At 58.1% G+C, this 20,730-nt stretch carries 23 protein-coding genes and 1 other RNA gene; 5 read left to right on the top strand and 19 right to left on the bottom strand.

Annotation, left to right across the window (positions count from 1 at the left end; genetic code table 11):
- Window positions 1–161 precede the first annotated feature (161 nt).
- The 7 genes from AC6I7Z_RS02450 to rsmI all read right to left on the bottom strand — a co-directional run bounded on the left by AC6I7Z_RS02450 (window position 162) and on the right by rsmI (window position 5,529).
- Window positions 162–566: a hypothetical protein gene (locus tag AC6I7Z_RS02450; protein WP_497813014.1), complete on the bottom strand. Its 405-nt coding sequence runs from the start codon at window positions 564–566 to the stop codon at window positions 162–164.
- Window positions 559–1,086 carry a hypothetical protein gene (locus AC6I7Z_RS02445; protein ID WP_497813013.1) on the bottom strand — a complete coding sequence of 176 codons (528 nt, stop codon included), beginning with the start codon at window positions 1,084–1,086 and terminating at the stop codon, window positions 559–561. The genes AC6I7Z_RS02450 and AC6I7Z_RS02445 overlap by 8 nt, the downstream gene beginning before the upstream one ends.
- A gap of 52 nt (window positions 1,087–1,138) precedes the next feature.
- Window positions 1,139–1,555, bottom strand: a complete 417-nt coding sequence (locus AC6I7Z_RS02440; RefSeq protein WP_497813012.1) for a hypothetical protein — start codon at window positions 1,553–1,555, stop codon at window positions 1,139–1,141.
- A 212-nt stretch (window positions 1,556–1,767) separates the two neighbouring features.
- The gene (locus tag AC6I7Z_RS02435; RefSeq protein ID WP_497813011.1) at window positions 1,768–2,175 is read right to left on the bottom strand and encodes a hypothetical protein; all 408 of its coding nucleotides are present in this window, start codon (window positions 2,173–2,175) and stop codon (window positions 1,768–1,770) included.
- Window positions 2,165–3,619: a PAAR domain-containing protein gene (locus AC6I7Z_RS02430; RefSeq protein ID WP_497813010.1), complete on the bottom strand. Its 1,455-nt coding sequence runs from the start codon at window positions 3,617–3,619 to the stop codon at window positions 2,165–2,167. The genes AC6I7Z_RS02435 and AC6I7Z_RS02430 overlap by 11 nt, the downstream gene beginning before the upstream one ends.
- 635 nt (window positions 3,620–4,254) lie before the next feature.
- Window positions 4,255–4,632, bottom strand: an RNA gene (rnpB, locus tag AC6I7Z_RS02425) — RNase P RNA component class A.
- A 33-nt stretch (window positions 4,633–4,665) separates the two neighbouring features.
- Window positions 4,666–5,529: a 16S rRNA (cytidine(1402)-2'-O)-methyltransferase gene (gene rsmI, locus AC6I7Z_RS02420; RefSeq protein WP_497813009.1), complete on the bottom strand. Its 864-nt coding sequence runs from the start codon at window positions 5,527–5,529 to the stop codon at window positions 4,666–4,668.
- 62 nt (window positions 5,530–5,591) lie between these two features.
- On the opposite strand from rsmI, the gene AC6I7Z_RS02415 reads away from it, so the two are divergent.
- The 4 genes from AC6I7Z_RS02415 to dolP are packed head-to-tail and all read left to right on the top strand — an operon-like array spanning window position 5,592 to window position 9,164.
- On the top strand, window positions 5,592–7,622 hold the full coding sequence (locus AC6I7Z_RS02415; protein WP_497813008.1) for a penicillin-binding protein activator: 2,031 nt from the start codon (window positions 5,592–5,594) through the stop codon (window positions 7,620–7,622).
- Window positions 7,580–7,975 carry a YraN family protein gene (locus AC6I7Z_RS02410; RefSeq protein ID WP_497813007.1) on the top strand — a complete coding sequence of 132 codons (396 nt, stop codon included), beginning with the start codon at window positions 7,580–7,582 and terminating at the stop codon, window positions 7,973–7,975. Before AC6I7Z_RS02415 ends, AC6I7Z_RS02410 begins: the two co-directional genes overlap by 43 nt.
- A 14-nt stretch (window positions 7,976–7,989) precedes the next feature.
- Window positions 7,990–8,577 carry a DnaA initiator-associating protein DiaA gene (gene diaA, locus AC6I7Z_RS02405; protein WP_033754962.1) on the top strand — a complete coding sequence of 196 codons (588 nt, stop codon included), beginning with the start codon at window positions 7,990–7,992 and terminating at the stop codon, window positions 8,575–8,577.
- A gap of 14 nt (window positions 8,578–8,591) precedes the next feature.
- Window positions 8,592–9,164, top strand: coding sequence for a division/outer membrane stress-associated lipid-binding lipoprotein (dolP, locus tag AC6I7Z_RS02400; RefSeq protein WP_033792302.1), 573 nt, complete (start codon window positions 8,592–8,594; stop codon window positions 9,162–9,164).
- A 73-nt stretch (window positions 9,165–9,237) separates the two neighbouring features.
- Here the strand turns inward: dolP and AC6I7Z_RS02395 are convergent, their stop codons facing one another.
- Window positions 9,238–9,942: a pirin family protein gene (locus AC6I7Z_RS02395; protein ID WP_497813006.1), complete on the bottom strand. Its 705-nt coding sequence runs from the start codon at window positions 9,940–9,942 to the stop codon at window positions 9,238–9,240.
- A 130-nt stretch (window positions 9,943–10,072) separates the two neighbouring features.
- Between AC6I7Z_RS02395 and AC6I7Z_RS02390 the strand changes: the two genes are divergently transcribed.
- Window positions 10,073–10,972, top strand: coding sequence for a LysR family transcriptional regulator (locus AC6I7Z_RS02390; RefSeq protein WP_048784382.1), 900 nt, complete (start codon window positions 10,073–10,075; stop codon window positions 10,970–10,972).
- Between the two features lie 45 nt (window positions 10,973–11,017).
- Here the strand turns inward: AC6I7Z_RS02390 and AC6I7Z_RS02385 are convergent, their stop codons facing one another.
- From AC6I7Z_RS02385 to pmbA, 11 genes are all read right to left on the bottom strand, one after another.
- Window positions 11,018–12,928 carry a BglG family transcription antiterminator gene (locus tag AC6I7Z_RS02385; RefSeq protein WP_497813005.1) on the bottom strand — a complete coding sequence of 637 codons (1,911 nt, stop codon included), beginning with the start codon at window positions 12,926–12,928 and terminating at the stop codon, window positions 11,018–11,020.
- Window positions 12,929–13,058: 130 nt separating this feature from the next.
- Window positions 13,059–13,799 (bottom strand): 2-dehydro-3-deoxy-phosphogluconate aldolase, encoded by a 741-nt coding sequence (gene dagF / locus AC6I7Z_RS02380; RefSeq protein ID WP_497813004.1) that lies wholly within the window; start codon window positions 13,797–13,799, stop codon window positions 13,059–13,061.
- Window positions 13,796–14,917 (bottom strand): DgaE family pyridoxal phosphate-dependent ammonia lyase, encoded by a 1,122-nt coding sequence (locus tag AC6I7Z_RS02375; RefSeq protein WP_497813003.1) that lies wholly within the window; start codon window positions 14,915–14,917, stop codon window positions 13,796–13,798. The genes dagF and AC6I7Z_RS02375 overlap by 4 nt, the downstream gene beginning before the upstream one ends.
- On the bottom strand, window positions 14,901–16,034 hold the full coding sequence (locus AC6I7Z_RS02370; RefSeq protein WP_497813002.1) for an amidohydrolase/deacetylase family metallohydrolase: 1,134 nt from the start codon (window positions 16,032–16,034) through the stop codon (window positions 14,901–14,903). Before AC6I7Z_RS02370 ends, AC6I7Z_RS02375 begins: the two co-directional genes overlap by 17 nt.
- Before the next feature lie 45 nt (window positions 16,035–16,079).
- Window positions 16,080–16,721, bottom strand: a complete 642-nt coding sequence (locus tag AC6I7Z_RS02365) for a DUF4310 family protein (protein ID WP_033754941.1) — start codon at window positions 16,719–16,721, stop codon at window positions 16,080–16,082.
- Window positions 16,722–16,731: 10 nt separating this feature from the next.
- Window positions 16,732–17,508 (bottom strand): DUF4311 domain-containing protein, encoded by a 777-nt coding sequence (locus AC6I7Z_RS02360; RefSeq protein ID WP_033754938.1) that lies wholly within the window; start codon window positions 17,506–17,508, stop codon window positions 16,732–16,734.
- 28 nt (window positions 17,509–17,536) lie between these two features.
- Entirely contained in the window at window positions 17,537–17,836 is a 300-nt protein-coding gene (locus tag AC6I7Z_RS02355; protein WP_033755294.1) for a DUF4312 family protein, read from the bottom strand.
- 2 nt (window positions 17,837–17,838) lie between these two features.
- Entirely contained in the window at window positions 17,839–18,201 is a 363-nt protein-coding gene (locus AC6I7Z_RS02350; protein WP_096072111.1) for an SFCGS family glycine-rich protein, read from the bottom strand.
- A 15-nt stretch (window positions 18,202–18,216) separates the two neighbouring features.
- Window positions 18,217–18,549: a glycine dehydrogenase gene (locus AC6I7Z_RS02345; protein WP_048784390.1), complete on the bottom strand. Its 333-nt coding sequence runs from the start codon at window positions 18,547–18,549 to the stop codon at window positions 18,217–18,219.
- A 292-nt stretch (window positions 18,550–18,841) separates the two neighbouring features.
- Window positions 18,842–19,228, bottom strand: a complete 387-nt coding sequence (gene cybC, locus AC6I7Z_RS02340) for a cytochrome b562 (protein WP_497813001.1) — start codon at window positions 19,226–19,228, stop codon at window positions 18,842–18,844.
- Window positions 19,229–19,297: 69 nt separating this feature from the next.
- Window positions 19,298–20,638 carry a metalloprotease PmbA gene (gene pmbA / locus AC6I7Z_RS02335; protein WP_497813000.1) on the bottom strand — a complete coding sequence of 447 codons (1,341 nt, stop codon included), beginning with the start codon at window positions 20,636–20,638 and terminating at the stop codon, window positions 19,298–19,300.
- Between the last annotated feature and the right edge of the window lie 92 nt (window positions 20,639–20,730).

Below are 20,730 nucleotides of genomic sequence, written 5' to 3'. Positions count from 1 at the left end.
AACTCCGCTTGCGCGGGGTTTTCACCTGAAAAGTCGAAACTGACCGATAAGCCGGGTTCGTTCAACTATACGTCGGGTTTCGGCGGCGCTGGAGTTGTCTGGTGTCACAGACAGCATCTCACTTTATATAACAGAATAAATCTCGCCAATTGAAGTGTCTTTCACACCCAACCGTGTTTAATCGCAAACATTAATAATCCGCCAGTAATGAAAAAAAGCACACTAGCAAGACCGAGAAATATTTCTATATAAAACGGTCTGGTAATCCTTTTTGGCAACCCACGAATAAAGTCCTTATCATCATATTTAGTCAATATTGAACTTCGATTCCAGAGTAATGGTATAAATATAAACTGTGTTTTTATGCCGTATGCACCTTGGTAGTAAAGTGAGTTGACATTCTCAAACAACAATACAGCATCGGGAAGACTTCCAAATTTCTCTTTGTACAATATGCAAACTTCTTTGAACCGTTTTCTATTTAAAGCAGATTGAATGAGGCTTAAGATCAAGAATAAAAGCCCGGTAAGAATAAGTATTACAGAAGTCATTTTTAAATTAGTCATTGTCGGTCACCTCGTAAACCCCTAATTTTCCTTCGATGAATTCACCGGCAGCTCTAAAGGAATCGCTTAGAGCTTTATCACTTCCATATGCTATGCCGCCACTAACACCGAGAGTACAAATTAATGCTCCAGCACCTCCTGCCTCTATAGTTGCAGCCCCCAGAATTACTGCACAAATAGAATCTGCTACACCACCCTGTAAGATTCGACCAGCCAAAGCTCCTCCAGCGAGACTCCCCGAGAAGTCCCCAATAGTGGTAAACGAGGTTTTGGCGCAATCCCTACCAACGGAACAGGCTTCGGTAATCTTTGCTGCGGTGTTGAAAGCAAACAGGCCAATGCCAATCTTCTCGGCTCTTTCCATCCACTTCACGTATTTCGCCAACTTTTCGAGATGAGTGACGTAACCTTCAATATCGCTAACGCCTGTTTCATTCCAGCGATGAGTGATTGAACGGCTTGACAGGCCAAGGGCGCCTTTCAGGTTTGTGTACTCATTGAACATGAAACGATGCTTCATGAACATCTTCAGCACGCTATCGAGTTGACCGAACAGGCAAGGGACGCAACTTTCAAACCCAGCCCTGCCTAATTGCCAACATTTGTAACACACCAATAACAATAAATAACAGACTGACAACCGCCAGGTATATCTCTACGTAGAACGGACCAATAAGCCGTTTGGGTAGCCCACGAATAAAGTCCTTGTCATCGTTTTTGGTCAGGATTGAGCTTTTATTCCACAACAGCGGCATGTAAATAAAACTCACTTTTGTGCTGTATGCCACTTTGACATAAAGCGTATTGACGTTCTCGAACAGCAACACGGCAGCGGGCAGATTACCGTATTTTTCTTTGTACAGGATGCAGATCTCTTTAAATCTATCCCTGTTGAGAACTGAAGCTATGATACTGGCTATACCAAAGCCGAAAGCAAGTGCCCCAATAATTACTGTTGCCTTGGCGCTAAATAGATCATTAATGGTCATTGCTTGTAACCTCATATAGCGATTCACCAACGAAACCACTGAACGCAGATGTGGCTTTATCGCTCCCATATGCAATAGCGCCATTTACGCCGAGCGTACAGAGTAATGCTCCGGCACCTGCGGCCTCTATGGTTGCAGCGCTGGGCTGTCTGGTATCGCAGACTGTATCTAACTTTGTGTAACAGAGTAAATCCCGTCAACTGAAGTGCCTTTTACACCCAACCGTGCTCAATCGCCAACATTAACAATCCACCAATAACAAAAAACAGTATGCTGGCAGCACCGAAGTATATTTCGACGTAAAATGGCCTAATCAGCCGTTTCGGTAGTCCTCTAATGAAGTCCTTATCATCATTTTTGGTGAGAGGTGAACTACTATTCCACAATAGTGGCATGTATATAAATTGTACTTTTATTCCATATGCTCCTTTGACATAAAGCGAATTGACATTCTCAAACAACAACACAGCATCTGGCAGGCTGCCGTATTTTGCTTTATATAGTTTGCAGATTTCATTAAATCGTTTTCGGTTAAGCAGAGATACAGTACTGCTGATAATTATGAGTAGTGTCCCGGTAAGAATAGCTATTACCGAAATCATTTCTAAATTAGTCTTCATCGCTTACCTCATAAAGGCCAAGCCCTTTCCCGATAGACTGACCCGTTTTTCCTCCTGCCCAGCTTAGAGCCTTGTCACTTCCGTATGCTATACCACCGCTTACACCAATAGTACAAAGTAACGCACCTGCCCCCATGGCTTCAAAAGTCGCAGCTCCCAAAACAACTGCACAGACGGTATTTGCAGCGCCAGCACCAATGAGCCTACTTGCGGCCATTCCACCTACCAGGCTACCTGAAAACTCCCCAATGGAGGTAAACGAGGTTTTGGCGCAATCCCTGCCAACGGAACAGGCTTCGGTAATCTTTGCTGCGGTATCAAAAGCAGACAGGCCAATGCCAATCTTCCCGGCTGTTTCCATCCACTTAACGTATTTCGCCAGCTTTTCAATATGAGTGGCGTAACCTTCAATATCGCTGACACCTGTTTCATTCCAGCGGTGGGTGATTGAACGGCTTGACAGGCCAAGGGCGCTTTTCAGGTCTGTGTACTCATTGAACATAAAACGATGCTTCATGAACATCTTCAGCACGCTATCAAGCTGACCGAACAGGCGACGGCGCTCAACGAAAAACTGTTCGCCAATGAGTGTTCCGTTAGTGATGTACTGGTTTTTATAGGTTTTCTCGATCTCAATGAGGATATTTTCAACCTTTTGAAAATATCCTTTAGCGGCCTCAGTCACTTTACCTGAATATCCAGCCACATCATTGGCAGTGCTGGCAGCGGCAGCGAACATCTCAATGGTATCTTTGTGCTTATAAAGAAAGTTGGCTTGCTGGTGTGAGAGTGGTGCTAACGCTGCATCAATACGTTGTTTTGCGGCCTGCATATGCTCAATCTGTTCGCTCTCCTGCTTATCAGGATCGACCAAAAGCAGAATTGAACCAGCCTTATACTCCTGGCCTGCGCCGTTCAGTAAGCGGTAGAGTTCGCGTGTTCCTACTGGCGGTTCGCTTTCGAATAACCAGGGTTCATAGGCTCTCGTTTCCGCTCCATAAGGAAGAACACAAAATCCAGCGTCGACGGGCTTGCGTTTTGAGTTTTGTGATTTTGTTTGTTCCTGCCTCTCTTTTTTAACTCCCTGGGCATACTGTTCAGGCTCCTGAACGGGGTCGGGGGCAGCTTTCGTAGCAATCGGGGCAGCTTTTACAGGGGGATCCTGATATGGACCATGCCATGCCCAGGTCTGGGAAGGGATAAAACGAGCCCTGCAAGGGCAGGTTGAACGACTGTACAGCGTGCTCGCGACATGCACAGTCTCTACGATATCTCCTGGATGCCCACCCGCGACATGAAAAACGCCAGGATGCTTGCCGCATGAAACCTTATGACCGTTCAGGGCTGCGTAATTACCGGCAAAAGTTTTTTTTCTTGTGCCTTCAAGAACCGTTCCACCGCAGCTTGTTTTGTCACCTTTCACAATCCAGTATCCCGTAGCCATCGTCTGTTCTCTTACCGTGAAACTGGAGTAAGGAAATCGACTGGCATTGCGGGGCTGTTATCCCACTGACAGAGAAACGCCAAAATTCTCCCTCCGGCTCGAGTTACTGCTCCAGCGGTAGCGAAACGCCAGATCCGTAGCAATGAGCGCTCTTTCATTTCTTCAACACAGGCGTTCAGAGCCTGAAGCTCTTCAGCGTCTGCATTAGCCCAGCATTCAGCAGGAAATGGATTTTTTAGGGCATTGATAAGCGTTGACGTGATTCCATTCGCGTACTGTTTCATAAGTCCCTCTACTTGTTATAAAAAACCGTCAGTCCGGTCATTTTACAAGCAATAACCACATTAACAACAATGATTAGACTTAAGGGAAATTTGTTTTGGTAGCATTTGGTAAAGAACCCGGTCGAGAAGTCATTACCTGGCTACAGAGAGGGCCATAAGTTTCTAAGGACCAGTAAAAAGTGGCATTTAGACAGGAAAAATAAACACAGAAGATGTCGTTTTTGCGGAGTGTTTTCAGAGAGGTTGAAACTAAACCATGAGGCGTATTCTTTCATAGAAAATAGAGTGAAGAGTCATTCCGCTCTCCTTCAGAAAGCAAAAACCCCGCTTGCGCGGGGTTTTCACCTGAAAAGTCGAAACTGACCGATAAGCCGGGTTCTGTCGTGGACAGTCATTCATCTAGGCCAGCAATCGCTCACTGGCTCAAGCAGCCTACCCGGGTTCAGTACGGGCCGTACCATGCGAACCCCTATTTGGCCTTGCTCCGGGTGGAGTTTACCGTGCCGCGAACTGTTGCCAGACGCGCGGTGCGCTCTTACCGCACCCTTTCACCCTTACCTGATCCCATAAATGGGCCATCGGCGGTTTGCTCTCTGTTGCACTGGTCGTAGGCTTGCGCCCCCCAGGCGTTACCTGGCACCCTGCCCTATGGAGCCCGGACTTTCCTCCCCTCTGCCCGTCTCCCTACAAGAGGGACGACGACAAAGCGGCGACTGTCTGGTCAGCTTCGGCGCGAGATATTAGGGCATTCGGCCCCATTTGTCACGCCTCTTGCTGATCGAGCGCAAAGCGATAGAGCGCATTTTTCTTCACGCCGTGGATTTCCGCCGTCAGCGCCGCGGCCTTTTTCAGCGGCAGCTCTTTCTGCAGCAGCGCCAGCGTGCGCAGCGCCTCGGCGGGCAGCGCCTCTTCATCCGCCTTATGCCCTTCGACCACCAGCACCATCTCGCCTTTGCGACGATTCTCATCCTCTTTGATCCAGGCGAGCAGCTCGCCCACCGGCGCGCCGTGAATCGATTCCCAGGTTTTGGTCAGCTCGCGCGCCAGCACCACATAGCGATCGGCGCCCAGCTCCTTCACCATATCTTCCAGGCTGTCGAGCAGACGGTGGGTGGACTCGTAGAAAATAAGGGTGCGCGGCTCCTGCGCCAGCGCGCGCAGCGCGTCGCAACGCGCCTTGGTTTTGGCGGGCAGAAACCCTTCGTAACAGAAACGATCGGACGGTAACCCGGCGGCGCTTAATGCTGTGACGGCGGCGCAGGCGCCGGGCAGCGGCACGACGCGGATGCCCGCCTCGCGGCAGCGGCGCACCAGATGGTAGCCCGGATCGTTGATCAGCGGGGTCCCGGCATCGGAGACCAGCGCGATGCTCTGCCCTTGCTGCAGCTTCGCCAGCAGCAGTTCGGCCTTCTGCTGTTCGTTGTGGTCGTGAAGTGCGAAGAGCCGCGCAGCGATGGCGAAATGTTGTAGCAACAGTCCGGTATGACGTGTATCTTCCGCTGCGACCAGATCGACGCCCGAAAGCACCGTCAGCGCCCGCTGGGTGATATCACCCAAATTACCAATCGGGGTTGGAACGATGTAGAGCGTGCTGGCAGAAATCTCTGCCCGATCGAGTTGTTTCATTGTTTCATCCGAATTGCCGATTTAATATTGAGCATCTTGAAAAAAACATCACTGGATACAGTATGCTTCCTTCAAAAGTCGTTCGTCATAAAGCAGGACGCTTTGTGCCTGTCCTTCTTGCTGGGCTGATTTTAGCCGCCTGTAGCGGTCAGGGGCCGCAAACCTCAAACGTAAATATTCAGGGGCCCATTACCGGCGGGTCTGATTACTATCTGCAGCAAGTGCAGCAAAGCAGCGATGATAGCAGGACAGACTGGCAATTACTTGCCATCCGTGCCCTGATGAAAGAAGGAAAGTATCCTCAAGCCGGCCAGCAGCTCAACCAGCTGCCGAGCCAGCTCAGCGACACCCAACAGCAGGAGCTGCTGCTGCTTAAATCGCAGTTCCTGTTCAGCCAGCAGAACGTGCCGGGCGCGACGCAGCTGCTGAACCAGGTCAAGGTCGACGACCTGTCGAAAGAGCAGCAGGCGCGCTATTACGGCCTGCAAATCGCCGCCGCGCAGGGCAAACCTTCGCTGGCGCTGCTGCGCGCCTATATTGCGCAGGAGCCGCTGCTGAGCGGCGACGATCGTCAGAAAAACATCGACGCCACCTGGCAGGTGCTGACGCAGATGACGCCGCAAGAGGCGAGCAGCCTGGTGATCAACGCCGATGAAAACACGCTGCAGGGCTGGCTGGATCTGCTTAACGTCTGGCGCGCCAACGCCCAGGATGGCGAGATGCTGAAATCCGCCCTGAAAGACTGGCAGACGCGCTATCCGCAAAACCCGGCGGCTAAAACCCTGCCGACGCCGCTGAGCCAGGCGCAGAACTTCACCAAAGCCTCTACCAGCACCATCGCGCTGCTGCTGCCGCTGAACGGTCAGGCGCAGGTCTTCGCCAGCGCCATTCAAAAAGGCTTCAACGATGCGAAAAACGGCGCCCTGAACGCTGCGCCGCAGCCAACCGCACAGCCAGCGACCCAGCCGGCCGCTGCGGAAAGCGCACAGCCTGCGCCGACCAGCGAAGCCAACGCCGTGGTCAGTCCGGCGGCGGCCGCTATTACGCCGGCTGCGGCATCGCAGCCCGCTGCCGCCCAGACTCAGCCTGAAGCCAGCGCGCCCTCCAGCAGCGCGCAGATCAAGGTGTACGACACCAGCAGCCAGCCGATTCAGCAGGTGATGCAGCAGGCGCAGCAGGATGGCGCGACGCTGGTGGTCGGCCCGCTGCTGAAAAACAACGTCGAAACGGTCGCCAACAGCCAGACGCCGCTCAACGTACTGGCGCTCAACGCGCCGGAGCAGATCCAGAACCATCCGAATATTTGCTATTTTGCGCTTTCTCCTGAAGACGAAGCGCGCGATGCCGCGCACCATATGTGGAACCAGGGCAAGCGCCAGCCGCTGCTGCTGGTGCCGCGCAGCAGCTTCGGCGATCGCGTGGTCAACGCGTTTGCTCAGGAGTGGCTGAAGCTGGGCGGCACGGCGCCGCTGCAGCAGCGCTTCGGCTCGACCGCAGAGCTGAAACAGGGCATCAACAGCGGCGCGGGCATTACGCTGAGCGGTACGCCGGTCAACGTTCAGCCGGCCGCCGCCGAACCCCAGGGCGTAACCATCGCCGGGCTGACGATCCCGTCGCCGCAGCAGCAGAGCGAACCGGCGGCGGCGAGCGGCGGCAACGTCGATTCAGTCTATATCGTGTCGACGCAGGATGAGCTGCAGCTGATTAAGCCGATGATCGCCATGCGTACCGGCAGCCGCAGCTCGACCTCGCTCTACGCCAGCTCGCGCAGTTACCAGGCGGGCGCAGGCCCCGACTTCCGTCTGGAGATGGAAGGACTGCAGTTCAGCGATATTCCGCTGCTCTCGGGCCATAATCCGGCGCTGATGCAGCGCGCGGCGCAGTCGTTCAATAACGACTACTCGCTGGTTCGCCTCTATGCGATGGGCATCGACGCCTGGACGCTGGCAAACAGCTTTAACCAGGTGCGCCAGACGCCGGGCTTCACTATCGACGGCAATACCGGCAAGCTGAGCGCGAATCAGGATTGCGTGATCAACAGGACGTTGTCATGGAGCCAGTATCGTCAGGGCGAGATCGTTCCCGCCTCCTGAACACCCGGCGCTTCGGCGCCGAACAGGAACAGCGCGCCCGGCGCTATTTAGAACGTGCCGGACTGCGCTGGGTCGCCAGCAACGTGACTTATCGCGGCGGCGAGCTGGATCTCATCATGCGCGACGGCGCATGCTGGGTCTTCGTGGAGGTGCGCTACCGGCGCGATGCGCGCTACGGCGGGGCGCTGGCCAGCGTCACTCGCCTTAAGCGGCAAAAGCTGTTGCGCGCCGCCGCACTCTGGCTCAACCAGCGCGGCGGCAGTTTTGAGACGGTGGATTGCCGTTTCGACATCATCGCCATTACCGGTACGGCGCTGGAGTGGCTGCCCAATGCCTTTAATGCAGACGTATAGAACCAGGTGGTCGTGTGCAGGACAGAATTAAAGCGTGTTTTACTGAAAGTATTCAAACCCAGATTGCCGCCGCAGAAGCGCTGCCGGACGCCATTTCCCGCGCCGCGATGACGCTGGTGCAGTCCCTGCTTAACGGCAATAAAATCCTCAGCTGCGGCAACGGCGCATCAGCCGCCAACGCGCAGCATTTCGCCGCCAGCATGATCAACCGTTTCGAGACCGAGCGGCCCAGTCTGCCTGCGCTGGCGCTCAGCGCGGACAACGTGATGCTGACGGCGATCGGCAACGATCGTCAGCACGATGAAATCTACGCCAAGCAGGTGCGCGCGCTGGGTCAGGCCGGCGACGTCCTGCTGGCGATCTCTACCCGCGGCAACACGCGAGATATCGTTAAGGCGGTGGAAGCCGCGGTTACCCGTGATATGACCATTGTTGCGCTCACCGGCTATGACGGCGGCGAGCTGGCGGGCCTGCTCGGCCCGCACGACGTGGAAATTCGCATTCCGTCGCACCGCAGCGCCCGCATCCATGAGATGCATATGCTGACGCTGAACTGTCTGTGCGACCTGATTGATAACACCCTGTTTCCACACCAGGAATGACTGAAGGAGCAAACATGAAAGCATTGAATGCTGTCGCTATCCTGTTAACCGCCATGCTGTTGCAGGGCTGCGTCGCCGTCGTCGCCGGCGGCGCGGCCGTCGCCACCAAAACCGCCACCGATCCGCGCACCGTCGGCACCCAGGTGGATGACGGCACGCTGGAGCTGCGCGTCAGCAACGCGCTGGCGAAAGATCAGCAGATCAAAACCGACGCGCGCATTATCGCCACCGCCTATCAGGGCAAAGTGCTGCTGACCGGCCAGGCGCCGTCGCAGGATATCGCCAGCCGCGCGAAACAGATCGCCATGGGCGTCGACGGCGCGACCGAAGTCTACAACGAGATCCGCATCGGCCAGAAAGTGAGCCTCGGCACCTCCTCGTCAGACACCTGGATCACCACGAAAATCCGCTCGCAGCTGCTGGGCAGCGATCAGGTGAAATCCTCGAACGTGAAAGTAACCACCGAGAACGGCGAAGTGTTCCTGTTAGGTCTGGTGACGGCGGAAGAGGCGAAGGCGGCGGCGGATATCGCCAGCCGGGTTAGCGGCGTGAAGCACGTCACCACCGCGTTCACCATGCTGAAGTAAGCGTGCATCAGGCCGCTCATCCGTACAGGCACAGCGGCAACAGACGAACAGGGCGGCCTTAGCCGCCCTTTTTTTATACCGGTATATCGATCACCAGCGCCCAGGTCGCGGTTTTCGCCCGCAGCCTGATCTGCTGCTCCTCCTGCAAAAACGCCCCGTCGCCGCAGCCGAGCTTCTCCGAACGCTCCTCGCGCGTGACCGCCTCCAGCGAGCCGTGAATCGACTGCAGATAGGCGCGCGGCCCGTGCAGCGTCAGCGACTGCTCTTCGCCCGGCGCCAGCCGCAGCTGATGCACCCATACCTGCTGACGCAGCTGCAGGCTATTGCCCGCGCCGTCCGGCGAGGCGATCAGCTGCAGATTGCCATGCTCCGGCAGCGCGATCTTCTGCAGCGTCGGGTTTTCCCGCTCGGGACAGGCGGCGAGCCAGAGCTGCATCCGCGTCAGCGGCTGATCCTTTCGCAGGTTGATTTCGCTGTAGCTGACGCCCGGCTGCGTGGCGAGCAGCAGCGCTTCGCCCTCGCGCGCGACAATATGATTACCTTCGCTGTCGCGGTACTCCGCCTCGCCCTGCAGCACGATATTCAGCACGTCCACCTGCGGATAGGTGCGCGGCTGAAAGGCGGCCCCTGGCGCCAGCACTTCCTGATTCAGCACGCGTAGCGAGGCGTAGCCCATTAATTTGGGATCGAAATAGTGACCAAAAGAGAAACTGTAGCGTGCCTGCAACCAGCCGAAATCGGCCTGACCGCACGCGGACGCACTACGCGTCGTTATCATGATTTACCTCCAGCTCGCTGCGGCAGAGAACGACCGCAGACTTGATACCCATTATGGTAAAAGGCTGGACGCCGTATTGTTAGCCAGTTAATCTGCCGTGCATATTCAAATTTCCTGAAAGAGAGTTCGGATGGCTAAAGAGCGTGCCTTAACCCTTGAAGCGTTGCGCGTAATGGATGCGATCGATCGCCGCGGCAGTTTTGCGGCAGCGGCGGATGAGCTGGGGCGCGTTCCTTCGGCGCTCAGCTATACCATGCAAAAGCTGGAAGAGGAGCTGGACGTGGTGCTGTTCGACCGCTCCGGCCACCGGACGAAATTCACCAATGTCGGGCGTATGCTGCTGGAGCGCGGACGCGTGCTGCTGGAAGCGGCAGACAAACTCACCACCGACGCCGAAGCGCTGGCGCGCGGCTGGGAAACCCATCTGACCATCGTCACCGAAGCGCTGGTGCCGACCGACGCCCTCTTCCCGCTGGTGGAGAAGCTGTCGGAAAAGGCCAATACCCAGATTTCGCTGATCACCGAAGTGCTGGCGGGCGCGTGGGAGCGGCTGGAGCAGGGCCGCGCCGATATCGTTATCGCGCCCGATATGCACTTCCGCGCCTCGACCGAAATCAATACGCGCAAGCTCTACACCATGATGAGCGTCTATGTGGCCAGCGCCGACCATCCGATTCACAACGAGCCGGAACCTCAGTCTGAGGTGACGCGCGTGAAGTATCGCGGCATCGCGGTGGCCGATACGGCGCGCGAGCGCCCGGTGCTGACGGTGCAGCTGCTGGACAAACAGCAGCGTCTGACGGTCAGCAGCATGGACGACAAGCGCCGCGCGCTGCTGGCGGGGCTCGGCGTCGCCACCATGCCCTATTCGCTGGTGGAGAAAGATATTGCGGAAGGTCGGCTGCGCGTCGTCAGCCCGGAATATACCCGCGAAGTGGATATTATTATGGCGTGGCGCCGCGACAGCATGGGCGAAGCCAAAGCCTGGTGCCTGCGCGAAATCCCGCGCCTGCTGGCGAAGAAAAGCTAAACGCCGCCTTCGGCTCCAGCCTGCCTTGCGGGCTGGAGCCTGCTGTCACAACCGTCCCAGACACTCAATCGCCACCGCCTTGAATGCGGCGAAGTCTTTGCTGTCGCGCAGCCGGGGCATCGCCCTTTCGCGCAGAAAGGTCACGAAGAGATCGTATATCGCCATCGCCTCTTCATATTCGCTTTTACTGATCGCCAGCAGAAAGATGACCGAGGCGGTGTCGTCGCCCCACGCGATGCCCTGCGGCGCCAGCACGGTATAGACCACGGTTTTTTTCGCCAGCAGGCCGAGCGAGTGCGGCAGCGCGATCCCTTCGCCCAGCATGGTGCTGACGATCGCCTCGCGCTCCTCTACCGAGGGATAGAAGCTCGCGTCGACAAATCCTTCCGCCTCCAGCCGATCGCACAGCTGGCGGAACAGCTGCGACTGCGTCATCGGCTTATCGACGATCAGGAAGTGCTGCGCGTCGAAAAACTTCTCCAGCATATAGGGCCGCGTGCGGTCCACCAGCACCAGCTTGCCGATCTGCTCCAGCTGGAAGCCGGTGGGAAACGGCGACATCACCACCACCGGCTTATCCTTCTCGCTCAGCCGCGTGGTAGAGATAACGAAATCTTCATCGATGCGCGCGCGCGCCTCATATTCGCGCTGCGACAGCCGACCGGCGACCTGTAGCTGCGGATATTTGCGCAGCAGCATCGCCTCAATCATCCGCAGCGTGGAGTTACCGCTGTCGCACACCAGCAGCACCTGCGGATGGCGCTGGTAGCCGACGTCGTAATGACGCTCCAGCCCGACGCCGATATGCAGCACCAGAAAGCCGATCTCATTCTCGCTGATCACGTAAGGCGTGTATTTGCCCCAGCTGGAGACCGCCGCCAGCGTCACGTCATAGGCCATCGGATAGTGCTGTTTAATATTATCCAGCAGCGGGTTGGGAATATGGATCTGATAACGCACGCGGGTGATCATGGTTTTAATGTGCGTCAGCAGATCGGCGCGCAGCTGTTCATCGCCCTGCAGATTGTAGTTGTAGTGGGTATTGATATAGCTCAGCAGATAGTCCACCAGCGCGTCGGCGTCATCGGCGTTGATGGCGCTCGGCGCCACCTCCTGCATCTGGCGCGCCGCGATATTGACGCGCAGCCAGCCCTCTTCCGCTGGCGATACCGGCTTGCCCACCAGCGGCCGCAGCAAATTAATCAGCTCGCGCGCCGCCTCGCGCACGTCCAGCCCGACATCCTCCGCGCCGGGATCGCTCAGCGGATAGCCTTCGCTGATGCGCCGCACCGCGACGGCACAGTAGAGGCGCAGATAGCGCTCGCCCTCGTCGCTGAGGCGAACGTTATGGCGCGTCAGACACTGCTGCAGCAGCGGACGCAGCGTCTCCAGAATATTGCTGTGCAGCGCTTCGATAGTGATCAGCGGGCTGTCGGCCTGCTCCTGGTCGATCTGCCACAGCAGATCGGTTAAACAGGTGCGGATCGCCACTTCGCTGCCGAACAGCTTCATGCCGTAATGGGGTTTGCTCTCGATGTGCAGGTGATAGCGCGCCAGCCACTCGCGCACCTCGGTCATGTCGTTTTGCAGCGTGGCGCGGCTGACGAACCACTCATCGGCCAGATCTTCCAGCTTAAGCGACCAGGCGGCGGTCAGAAAGCGCGTCAGCATATAGCGCACCCGTTCGGCGGAGGTGCGCGGCACGCGCAGCGGCGAGCGGTTTTGGCGATCCAGATGCTGGAAGCGCTGCGCGTCGTCGATTTTTAGCTGATAGCCCGCGCCGCGGCTGAGCACGAACTGCGCGCCGTACTCCTCCAGCAGCGCGTTAAGCGCGCTAATGTCGGCACGCACGGTGCGCGTTGAAACGGCGAAGCGCCGCGCCAGCTCATCCTGAGGCAGCGTTTCGTTTTGCAGGGCGTCAAACAGTTGCGCAAGGCGTTGATTTGGAAATCTCAAGGCGGTCTACCTGTTACGGCGCTGGCATGCATTCAGCGGCATCATATCGAAAAATAGCAGCTTAAAGCGAACGGCGCGTGACCTCCAGGCAAGCGCCGGCGCCCTGTGAAGCGCGCCGGCGTGACTGTCGCTACGGCAGCAGTTTTTTGCAAATGGCCAGCAGCTGGCGCACATCTTCCACGCGCGTATCGCCGCTGACGGGATCGATAATGGAGCTGTAGACGTGCGGGATAATTTTACTGACGCCCGCCTCCAGCGCGATCGTCAGGATCGCTTCGACGTTATCGAGATCGATGCCGCCGGTCGGCTCGAGCCAGAAGTCATACGCCGCGCACGCCTGGGCGACGGCGCGGTACTCGTCGACCGCCTTTAGCCCGCCCATCGGGAAATATTTCACCGAGCTGCCGCCCATATCCTTCAGCAGCGCGATGGCGCTGTCAATCGGCACCCGCGCGTCGCTGCCCTGCGAGCTGAGCGGGCCGGTGGAGATCTTCACCAGGCCCGGCGTGCCGGTCGGCGAAATCAGGCCGTTGACCACGGTTTGCGACTGGCCCAGCAGCGCGCGGCTGGTGGCGACGCCGGTAAAGACCTGGTTAACGTGCTGCGGCTGCAGCACCGCGGAAATCTCGCTCACCATTTTTGACTGATTCGGGTCGCCCGCGCCGAGCCCGACCGAGAGCGCGTTGTCGATCAGCGCGGCGTACTCGCGCATATCGGCGATAGCCGCCTCGTTGCTGCTGTAGTTTTTCGACAGCACGCCCACCAGCACATGCCCTTCCGCTGCCTCCCAGATGGCGCGCGCGTTGGCTTTCGAGCCTGCCAGCACGTTAAGACAGAGACGATCCTGATAGAAATTCGGGGTCAGCTTCATGCGGTTTTTCCTCCGTTCAACAGCGTTTGAATCGAGGTAAAGATGGTGTGCAGCTGTTCAGCGCTGACGCTGCGCACATCCGCCTCGATAATGCCTTCATTGGCTTTGTAGCCGCGAAAATAGATGGCGGTCGCGCCATTTTTCAGCGCCTGCACGATGTCGCCGGTGCGCTGGCCGATGGCCGCCTCGTCGAATTTGATCTCGGCGCGGGCGATATCGCGTCCTGCCGCGTCCCACACGACGCGGGCGCTCACGCCGCGCAGCTGATTGAGGTTGTCGATAAAGGGCGTCATTTTCTCCACCATCTGCGCGCCGCTGGTTTTTTCCAGCCGCAGATAATTTTCAATCGCCTGCGTCAGGCCGAGAATGCCCTCTTTGCCTACTTTCATCGCCCGGCCGATGCCGTTGCTCTGGCGCTTCACCCACTCGACGTACTGCTGTCTGCCGATCACCAGCCCGCTGGTCGGCCCCTCAATCGCCTTCGCGCCGCTGTAGATCACCAGATCGGCGCCGTACTGGTAGTAGCACTGCAGATCCTCTTCAGCGGCGGCGTCGACGATGAGCGGTACGCCGTGTTTGCGCGCCACTACCGCCGCCTGCTCGACGCTCAGATGGCTTTTCTGCACGCAGTGGTGCGATTTCACGTAGAGGATCGCGGCGGTTTGCGGCGTGATCGCCGCCGCCAGCTGCTCGGGCGAACACTCGTTGCTGTATCCCGCCTCGACCAGACGACCGCCGCCCAGCGCCACCATGCTGCCGACCGGCGCGCCGTAGTTAACGTTATGGCCTTTCGGCACCACGATATCGTGCGGCACCTCAAGCGGCGCGGCGTGCAGATTATCCAGCAGCCAGTCGTTCTCTTTGACGATCACCGCCGCGACGCACTGCGCGATGCCCGCCGAGGCGCAGGAGACCACCACCGCGTTTTCCACATTCAGCAGCTGCGCGATGTAAGCGCCGGTCTTGTTGACCAGATCTTTCATTTCAAAATAGTGGCTGAGGCCGAGCTGCACGGTGTCGACCACGTCCGGCGACGGCGTAGAGACGCCGAGGATCGTCATGCGGCCGGAGGCGTTGATAACCGGCTTCAGGCCATATTTTTCATAGATCGAAGACATTGGCTTTCCCTTCTTCTGTCAGGAACCACTCGCCCGCCACCACGGCGGCCAGCGGCGTAAGATGTTTCTCCCCGGTGAGCTGTTCGCCTTCGGAATCGACAAACAGGCGGGGCGCTTCGGTAACGCTGAAAAGAGTGAGATCGGCGTCAAAGCCGACCTCCAGACGCCCTTTGCGCGCCAGGCGCAGCCCGTCCGCCGCCTTCCAGGTGACGCAGTCGATCACCTGTTGCAGCGTCATGCCGACGCTGAAAAACTTCGACATGACGTGCGCCAGGTTATGCACCGGGCCGTTGAGGCGGTTGCGGCAGTAAATATCCGAGCTGATGGTGTCGGGCAGAATGCCCTGCGCGATGGCGACGCGCGCCACCTCGAAGCTGAAGCTGGCGCTGCCGTGGCCGACGTCCATCCTGACGCCGCGCGCGATGGCGTTGCGCACCGACGCCTTCAGTTCGCCCTGCGGCGTCAGCACGCGGTTGGGCTTGCCGTTAAAGCAGTGGGTAATGATGTCGCCGGCGGTGAGGCGCTCGGCGATCTCCGCCAGATCCGGCGGGTTATTGCCGATATGCACCATCAGCGGCAGACCGCCGACCCGCTGCTGGATCGCTTTGGCCTTGATCAGCGGTTGAATGCCGTTCTCGCCGACTACGCTGCTGCTCATGCGCGCCTTCAGGCCGACGATAAAGTCGGGCAGCCGTTCTACGGCTTGCTGCACCGCGTCGCCGTCGATCTGCCGCATATCCGCCAGCTCGTTTTGGGTCACGATGCCGGTGCGCGCGATATTGATCAGCGCGTAGACCTGGGTGGTGGCGGCGCGGGTAATGGCATAAAAGTCATCGATATGATCGGCGCCGGTGCTGCCCGCGTCGATCACCGTCGTGACGCCCGTGGCGACGCCGATAGCGTCCGCCTCGTCGTGATAGATGGGCGATTTGGGGTAGCAGTGGACGTGAGAATCGATCCAGCCTGCGCTGACGTAGCAGCGTCCGGCCAGATCGCGTTCGCTTTTCGCCTCGCCCGGCAGGCGGTCGGCGATGGCGGCGATTTTGCCGTCCTGCAGCGCAATATCCACCAGCCGCTCATCCGTCAGCCGTGCGCGGCGAAGAATCAGATCGAACATAGCAACTCCTTAACGCGGCGGCCCGCTGGCGAGCCGCCGCCAGCTTCAGATAGCGACCGGGAAAATCGCGCCGAGGATCATGGCGCCGAGGATCGCGCCGCCGGTGATCGGCTTATTCCAGAGGTAGAAGAGCAGCGCGCCGAGCAGCGAGCCCAGACCGATAGGGATCGAGGCCGCCATCGCGGAGAGGATGATCAGCGGCCCTAAAAAGCGGCCGGAGGCGTTGCCCGCGCCCATCATCACGTCCGCGCCGTAGGTCGAGTCGCTCTGGTTGATGGTGAATTTGCGCGCCAGAATGATGATGTAGCCGATTGCCAGGCCAATCACCAGACCGGTTGCCAGCGAGGCGGCGAAGTTAGCCACCGGAAAGACGATGCCCGCGCCCAGCAGCAGCGCCGGCACGCCCAGGCCGACGCCGGTCTGGATGGCGCCGCCGATATCGAGGATACCCACCAGCGAGCCTTCGATGATGCGGGCGAAGAGAAAACTCGCGCCGAAGGCCGCCACCGCGCCGTAGACGCCGGTTTCCATGCCGGCACGCAGCATAGAAACAAACGCCACTTCGTTAAACGCGCCGATGCCGTAGAGGTAATACATGTGCGTACCGGCGAACACGCCCGCCGAGAGCAGGCCGACGAAGATCGGGAAAGACCAGTCGGCGTACCAGAAGCCTTTATTTTCAGTCATGTCGTTAGCCTTACTTGCCGCTCAGAGAGTTGTGGATCGCGTCGAGCCAGCCGGGAATGCCCAACTGGAACGACTGCAGCAGTTTCATATCGAAGCCGCGGAAGAAGCCGCTCAGCACGAACAGCAGCACGATCGCCACCATCATCACTTTGGTGACCTTGTTCCAGCCGCTCTCTTCAACGCCTTTGCCGATCAGGATGCCGAGCACCAGGCCAGGCACGGCGTTGCCCATGATCAGCTGCGCCAGGCCGCCGAAAATCGTCGCCCAGAAGCCCGATTTTTTCCCGGCGTCGATAGCCGCCAGCCAGAAGATCACCGGCATGACGGTATTAACCAGCAGGTTTGCCGCCGGTACCAGCACTTTCACCGCGGTCACCTGCAGCGCGGCCGGCACCGCCGAGGCGGTGGAGTTCAGAAAGGCGACGACGATCATGCCGATAATGCCGCAGGCGATGGCCATCTTTTTCGGGTCGTGCAGGGTTTCGGCCAGGTTACGGTTTTTCACCATCAGCGCGGCCGCGCCCCAGTTAGGAATGATGCGGTGGTCGACGTCCTGCGTGAAGGAGCCTGCCGCGACGGATGATGCCCAGGCATTGAAGAAAAAGCCGAGACCAAAGGAGAAGTGCGAAGCGGGATCGCCTTCGCAGGAGTTAAGCTCGCCCAGCGTACGGAACGCGCCCATCCCCTGCGACGTCGGCGCGTGGAACATGCGCGCCGCGCCGGCGCCAACGCCCACACCTACCAGTCCCCCAATGATCAACGACTTAAACAAAATAATTAAAAACATGTTTTTTTACCTTTGTTGTCGTCTGTTTTTACGGTGCCGCCGTGAATGTCACCTGCCCGGTATCAATCACGGTGACGCTGACGGAGATCTCCAGCTCAACGCTGTAGTTCCGCCGCTGGCGCGCCAGAAAGAAGAACAAAAACTTCTCCGTTTTGACGCTCTCCTGCGCGCGCAGCACCCGAACATCCAGAGGTTCGATGCGCAGCAGAATCTTTTGCGTCGCGCGCAGAACCTGGTTCTGCACGCGACTCAGAGCATCGGCAAAAGCTTTCTCTTTACTGTCGCCTTTGCCCTGCACCGTCACCTGAGTAACGTATTGTTCTTTCATCATCAGCTGCCGTGCTTCTTGTTCCAGGCCTGCACCAGCCGCTCGCCTAGCTCTTCTTTGTCCATAAAGCCGAAGCCGAGCACGTTGGCGCCTTCGTTGATGGCGGTGACGCCTTCGTCAACAGAACGCATGCCGTGGCGCGCCTTGTAGCCATATTTGTTCTGCGCGGTAATGGCGCCTGCGCCGCCGCTGCCGCAAAAAGAGATGCCGAAATCGGCGTTTTCCGCCTTCATCACGTCGCCCAGCTTCATATCCGCCGCAACGCCCGGCACCACGACGGCGCGGCCGCCCGCCTTTTCCACGCCCGCCGCTACTTTCTGTCCTTTACCTAAACGATCGCCAATCACTACGGTTACCATGATGATTTCCTCTTTATACAGTCAGTTAGATCGAGCCACTTCTATATGGACGGAGAGAAGCCAGGCCTCTTCGCGCGGCAGATTGCCGAACAGATCGACCACCTGCTGCGCCAGCTGCATGGTCTCTGGCGAAATATCTTCAAACAGCTCCGCTTCCACCTCGGGAAGGGGTTCGCCGGTTAGCGAGCGCAGCGCCATGGCGCGTACGTGCGACGCCAGCATCTGCTGCTGCACCGCGTTGGGCGCGATATCGTGTTGGGCGTAGATCGCCGCGATTTGCGCCATCACCTTGTCGGCCAGGGCCTGAATCTCTTCCGGCGTTGCCTGCCGTACCGAAGCTCCGTTACTGCTCACCTTGCTACTCCTGTTCACGAAAATTCGCGTTGCGAATAAATTACGGCGTGACGAAGTGGAAGTGCAGACGCACTTTTTCCGCATGGAAGTGGAAATCGCAGGGCAGGCTGTGCGCCAGATCGCAGGACGCACGGATTGTGTGATGCAAGCCGCGTTATGCGCGCTTTAAACGTTAAAAAGGGGCGTCAAAAGAGAAGTGTGCAGGCAGCGGCGCGCGGCGCGACGGTGAAAAAAGAGGAGATAAGAAAAGCCAATGACGGAATAAAGCCGGTCGCGCGGACCGGCCCGAGAGTCAGCGGAACTTTTTATGATTGGCGTTGCGGATCTCCGCCAGCTTTTTCGCTTCGGCTTTGGCGCCGTCGACGTTGTTGGCCTGCGCCAGCTTGTCGACCACGTCGATCTGCGCAATCAGCGAATCCAGCCCGGCGTGATAGTCCTTAATCGGCGCGCTGTTGGCCGGCTGCCCTTCGAGCTTATCCGGCGTCGATTTTTTCGCGTCCTGCGCCGCCTGGCGCATCTCGCCCAGCGCTTTATGCATCTCCTGCGCGTCGCTTGTTTTCATCACGGTATTCAGCCCGTCTTTCAGCGTATCCATATCATTTTCTAAATCCGCCGCGTACAGGCTGGCGCTTCCAGACAACAAAGAGAGAGACAACATCGCAATCACACGCTTACGCATCGGTATATCCTTTTTATTGTGGGTAAAAAAAAAGCAGCCAGAGCGGCTGCTTTCAGGAAGCGAGTTCTATTATTGTCCGGCGATTTTCATCTCCGGCAGCAGCACCGAACCACATTGTATGTTGCTGCGGGTTTCGATGTCGTTACCGACCGTGACGATATTGCGCCACATATCCTTGAGATTTCCTGCAATAGTGATCTCGCTCACAGGATACTGAATCTCGCCGTTCTCTACCCAGTAGCCGGCCGCGCCGCGCGAATAGTCGCCGGTAATGGCGCTGACGCCCTGGCCCATCAGTTCCGTGACCACCAGACCGCGCCCCATCTGCTTCAGCAGATCGTCGAAACTGCTGCCCTGCCCGGCGATGCGCCAGTTATGGATGCCGCCCGCGTGGCCGGTGCTTTTCAGGCCCAGCTTGCGCGCCGAATAGTTGGTCATTAGCCAGGTTTGCAGCACGCCATCCTTAACGATGTCGCGCGCCTGTGTGCGTACGCCTTCGCTGTCGAACGGCGTTGACGCCAGGCCTTTCAGCAGATGCGGCTGCTCCTGAATAGTGAGCCATTCCGGCAGGATCTGCTGGCCGAGCGCGTCAAGCAGAAAGGTCGACTTACGGTAGACGCTGCCGCCGCTGATGGCGCCGACCAGATGGCCGAAGAGGCCGGTGGCGACTTCCGGCGCGAAAATCACCGGCGCTTTCATGGTAGAGAGCTTGCGCGGCGCCAGCCGCGACAGCACGCGACGCGCGCACTCTGCGCCCACCCAGTCGGGACTTTGCAGATCCTCGAAGGCACGACCGATGGTGTAGGCGTAGTCGCGCTCCATATCGCCATCCTGTTCGGCGATAACGGAACTGGAGAGCGAATGGCGGCTGGAGCAGTAGCTCTGCAACATGCCGTGGCTGTTGCCGAAGACTTTAATGCCGACGTGGCTGTTGAAGCTGCCGCCTTCGGTATTGGTGATGCGCGGATCCGCTTTCAGCGCCGCCTGCTCCGCCTGCGCGGCGAGCTCGATGGCGCGATCGGCGTCGATCTCCCAGGGATGGTAGAGATCGAGATCCGGCGCGTCAAACGCCAGCAGATCGGCATCCGCCGGGCCAGCATAAGGATCCGTTGAGGTGTAGCGCGCGATATCGATCGCCGCCTGCACGGTGCGTTTGATCGCCTCCGGGCTGAGGTCGGTCGATGAAGCGCTGCCCTTGCGGTTCTGATGATAAACGGTGATGCCGAGCGCGCCGTCGCTGTTGAACTCGACGTTCTCCACTTCGCCGTAACGGGTGCTGACGCCGATTCCGGTGGTTTTGGTCACTGCCACTTCCGCGCCGTCGGTGCTGGCCTTCGCCAGATCGAGCGCCTGCGCCACTGCCTGTTCCAACACTTTTCGCTGTTCTGCAACCTGAGTAGATACGTTCATCGGCCTGCCGTCTAATCTTAAGTATGAAAGTTTTGAGTCTATCAGAGTCAGAGAACAATTTCGCAGTCACCCGATAAACTGATAGGATTAGC

It is taken from the genome of Pantoea sp. X-Soil-MYKO-1289, from assembly GCF_059730625.1.
Note: the sequence above shows the minus strand (reverse complement) of the source record. Positions and strands in the feature narration are given on the sequence as shown.

Bases quoted from the DNA above. Each gene is read 5' to 3' on its own strand.
- AC6I7Z_RS02450 (WP_497813014.1), bottom strand. From the start codon at position 566: ATGACTAATTTAAAAATGACTTCTGTAATACTTATTCTTACCGGGCTT.
- AC6I7Z_RS02445 (WP_497813013.1), bottom strand. From the start codon at position 1,086: ATGAAGCATCGTTTCATGTTCAATGAGTACACAAACCTGAAAGGCGCC.
- AC6I7Z_RS02440 (WP_497813012.1), bottom strand. From the start codon at position 1,555: ATGACCATTAATGATCTATTTAGCGCCAAGGCAACAGTAATTATTGGG.
- AC6I7Z_RS02435 (WP_497813011.1), bottom strand. From the start codon at position 2,175: ATGAAGACTAATTTAGAAATGATTTCGGTAATAGCTATTCTTACCGGG.
- AC6I7Z_RS02430 (WP_497813010.1), bottom strand. From the start codon at position 3,619: ATGGCTACGGGATACTGGATTGTGAAAGGTGACAAAACAAGCTGCGGT.
- rsmI (WP_497813009.1), bottom strand. From the start codon at position 5,529: ATGAAACAACTCGATCGGGCAGAGATTTCTGCCAGCACGCTCTACATC.
- AC6I7Z_RS02415 (WP_497813008.1), top strand. From the start codon at position 5,592: ATGCTTCCTTCAAAAGTCGTTCGTCATAAAGCAGGACGCTTTGTGCCT.
- AC6I7Z_RS02410 (WP_497813007.1), top strand. From the start codon at position 7,580: ATGGAGCCAGTATCGTCAGGGCGAGATCGTTCCCGCCTCCTGAACACC.
- dolP (WP_033792302.1), top strand. From the start codon at position 8,592: ATGAAAGCATTGAATGCTGTCGCTATCCTGTTAACCGCCATGCTGTTG.
- AC6I7Z_RS02395 (WP_497813006.1), bottom strand. From the start codon at position 9,942: ATGATAACGACGCGTAGTGCGTCCGCGTGCGGTCAGGCCGATTTCGGC.
- AC6I7Z_RS02390 (WP_048784382.1), top strand. From the start codon at position 10,073: ATGGCTAAAGAGCGTGCCTTAACCCTTGAAGCGTTGCGCGTAATGGAT.
- dagF (WP_497813004.1), bottom strand. From the start codon at position 13,799: ATGAAGCTGACCCCGAATTTCTATCAGGATCGTCTCTGTCTTAACGTG.
- AC6I7Z_RS02375 (WP_497813003.1), bottom strand. From the start codon at position 14,917: ATGTCTTCGATCTATGAAAAATATGGCCTGAAGCCGGTTATCAACGCC.
- AC6I7Z_RS02370 (WP_497813002.1), bottom strand. From the start codon at position 16,034: ATGTTCGATCTGATTCTTCGCCGCGCACGGCTGACGGATGAGCGGCTG.
- AC6I7Z_RS02365 (WP_033754941.1), bottom strand. From the start codon at position 16,721: ATGACTGAAAATAAAGGCTTCTGGTACGCCGACTGGTCTTTCCCGATC.
- AC6I7Z_RS02360 (WP_033754938.1), bottom strand. From the start codon at position 17,508: ATGTTTTTAATTATTTTGTTTAAGTCGTTGATCATTGGGGGACTGGTA.
- AC6I7Z_RS02355 (WP_033755294.1), bottom strand. From the start codon at position 17,836: ATGAAAGAACAATACGTTACTCAGGTGACGGTGCAGGGCAAAGGCGAC.
- cybC (WP_497813001.1), bottom strand. From the start codon at position 19,228: ATGCGTAAGCGTGTGATTGCGATGTTGTCTCTCTCTTTGTTGTCTGGA.
- pmbA (WP_497813000.1), bottom strand. From the start codon at position 20,638: ATGAACGTATCTACTCAGGTTGCAGAACAGCGAAAAGTGTTGGAACAG.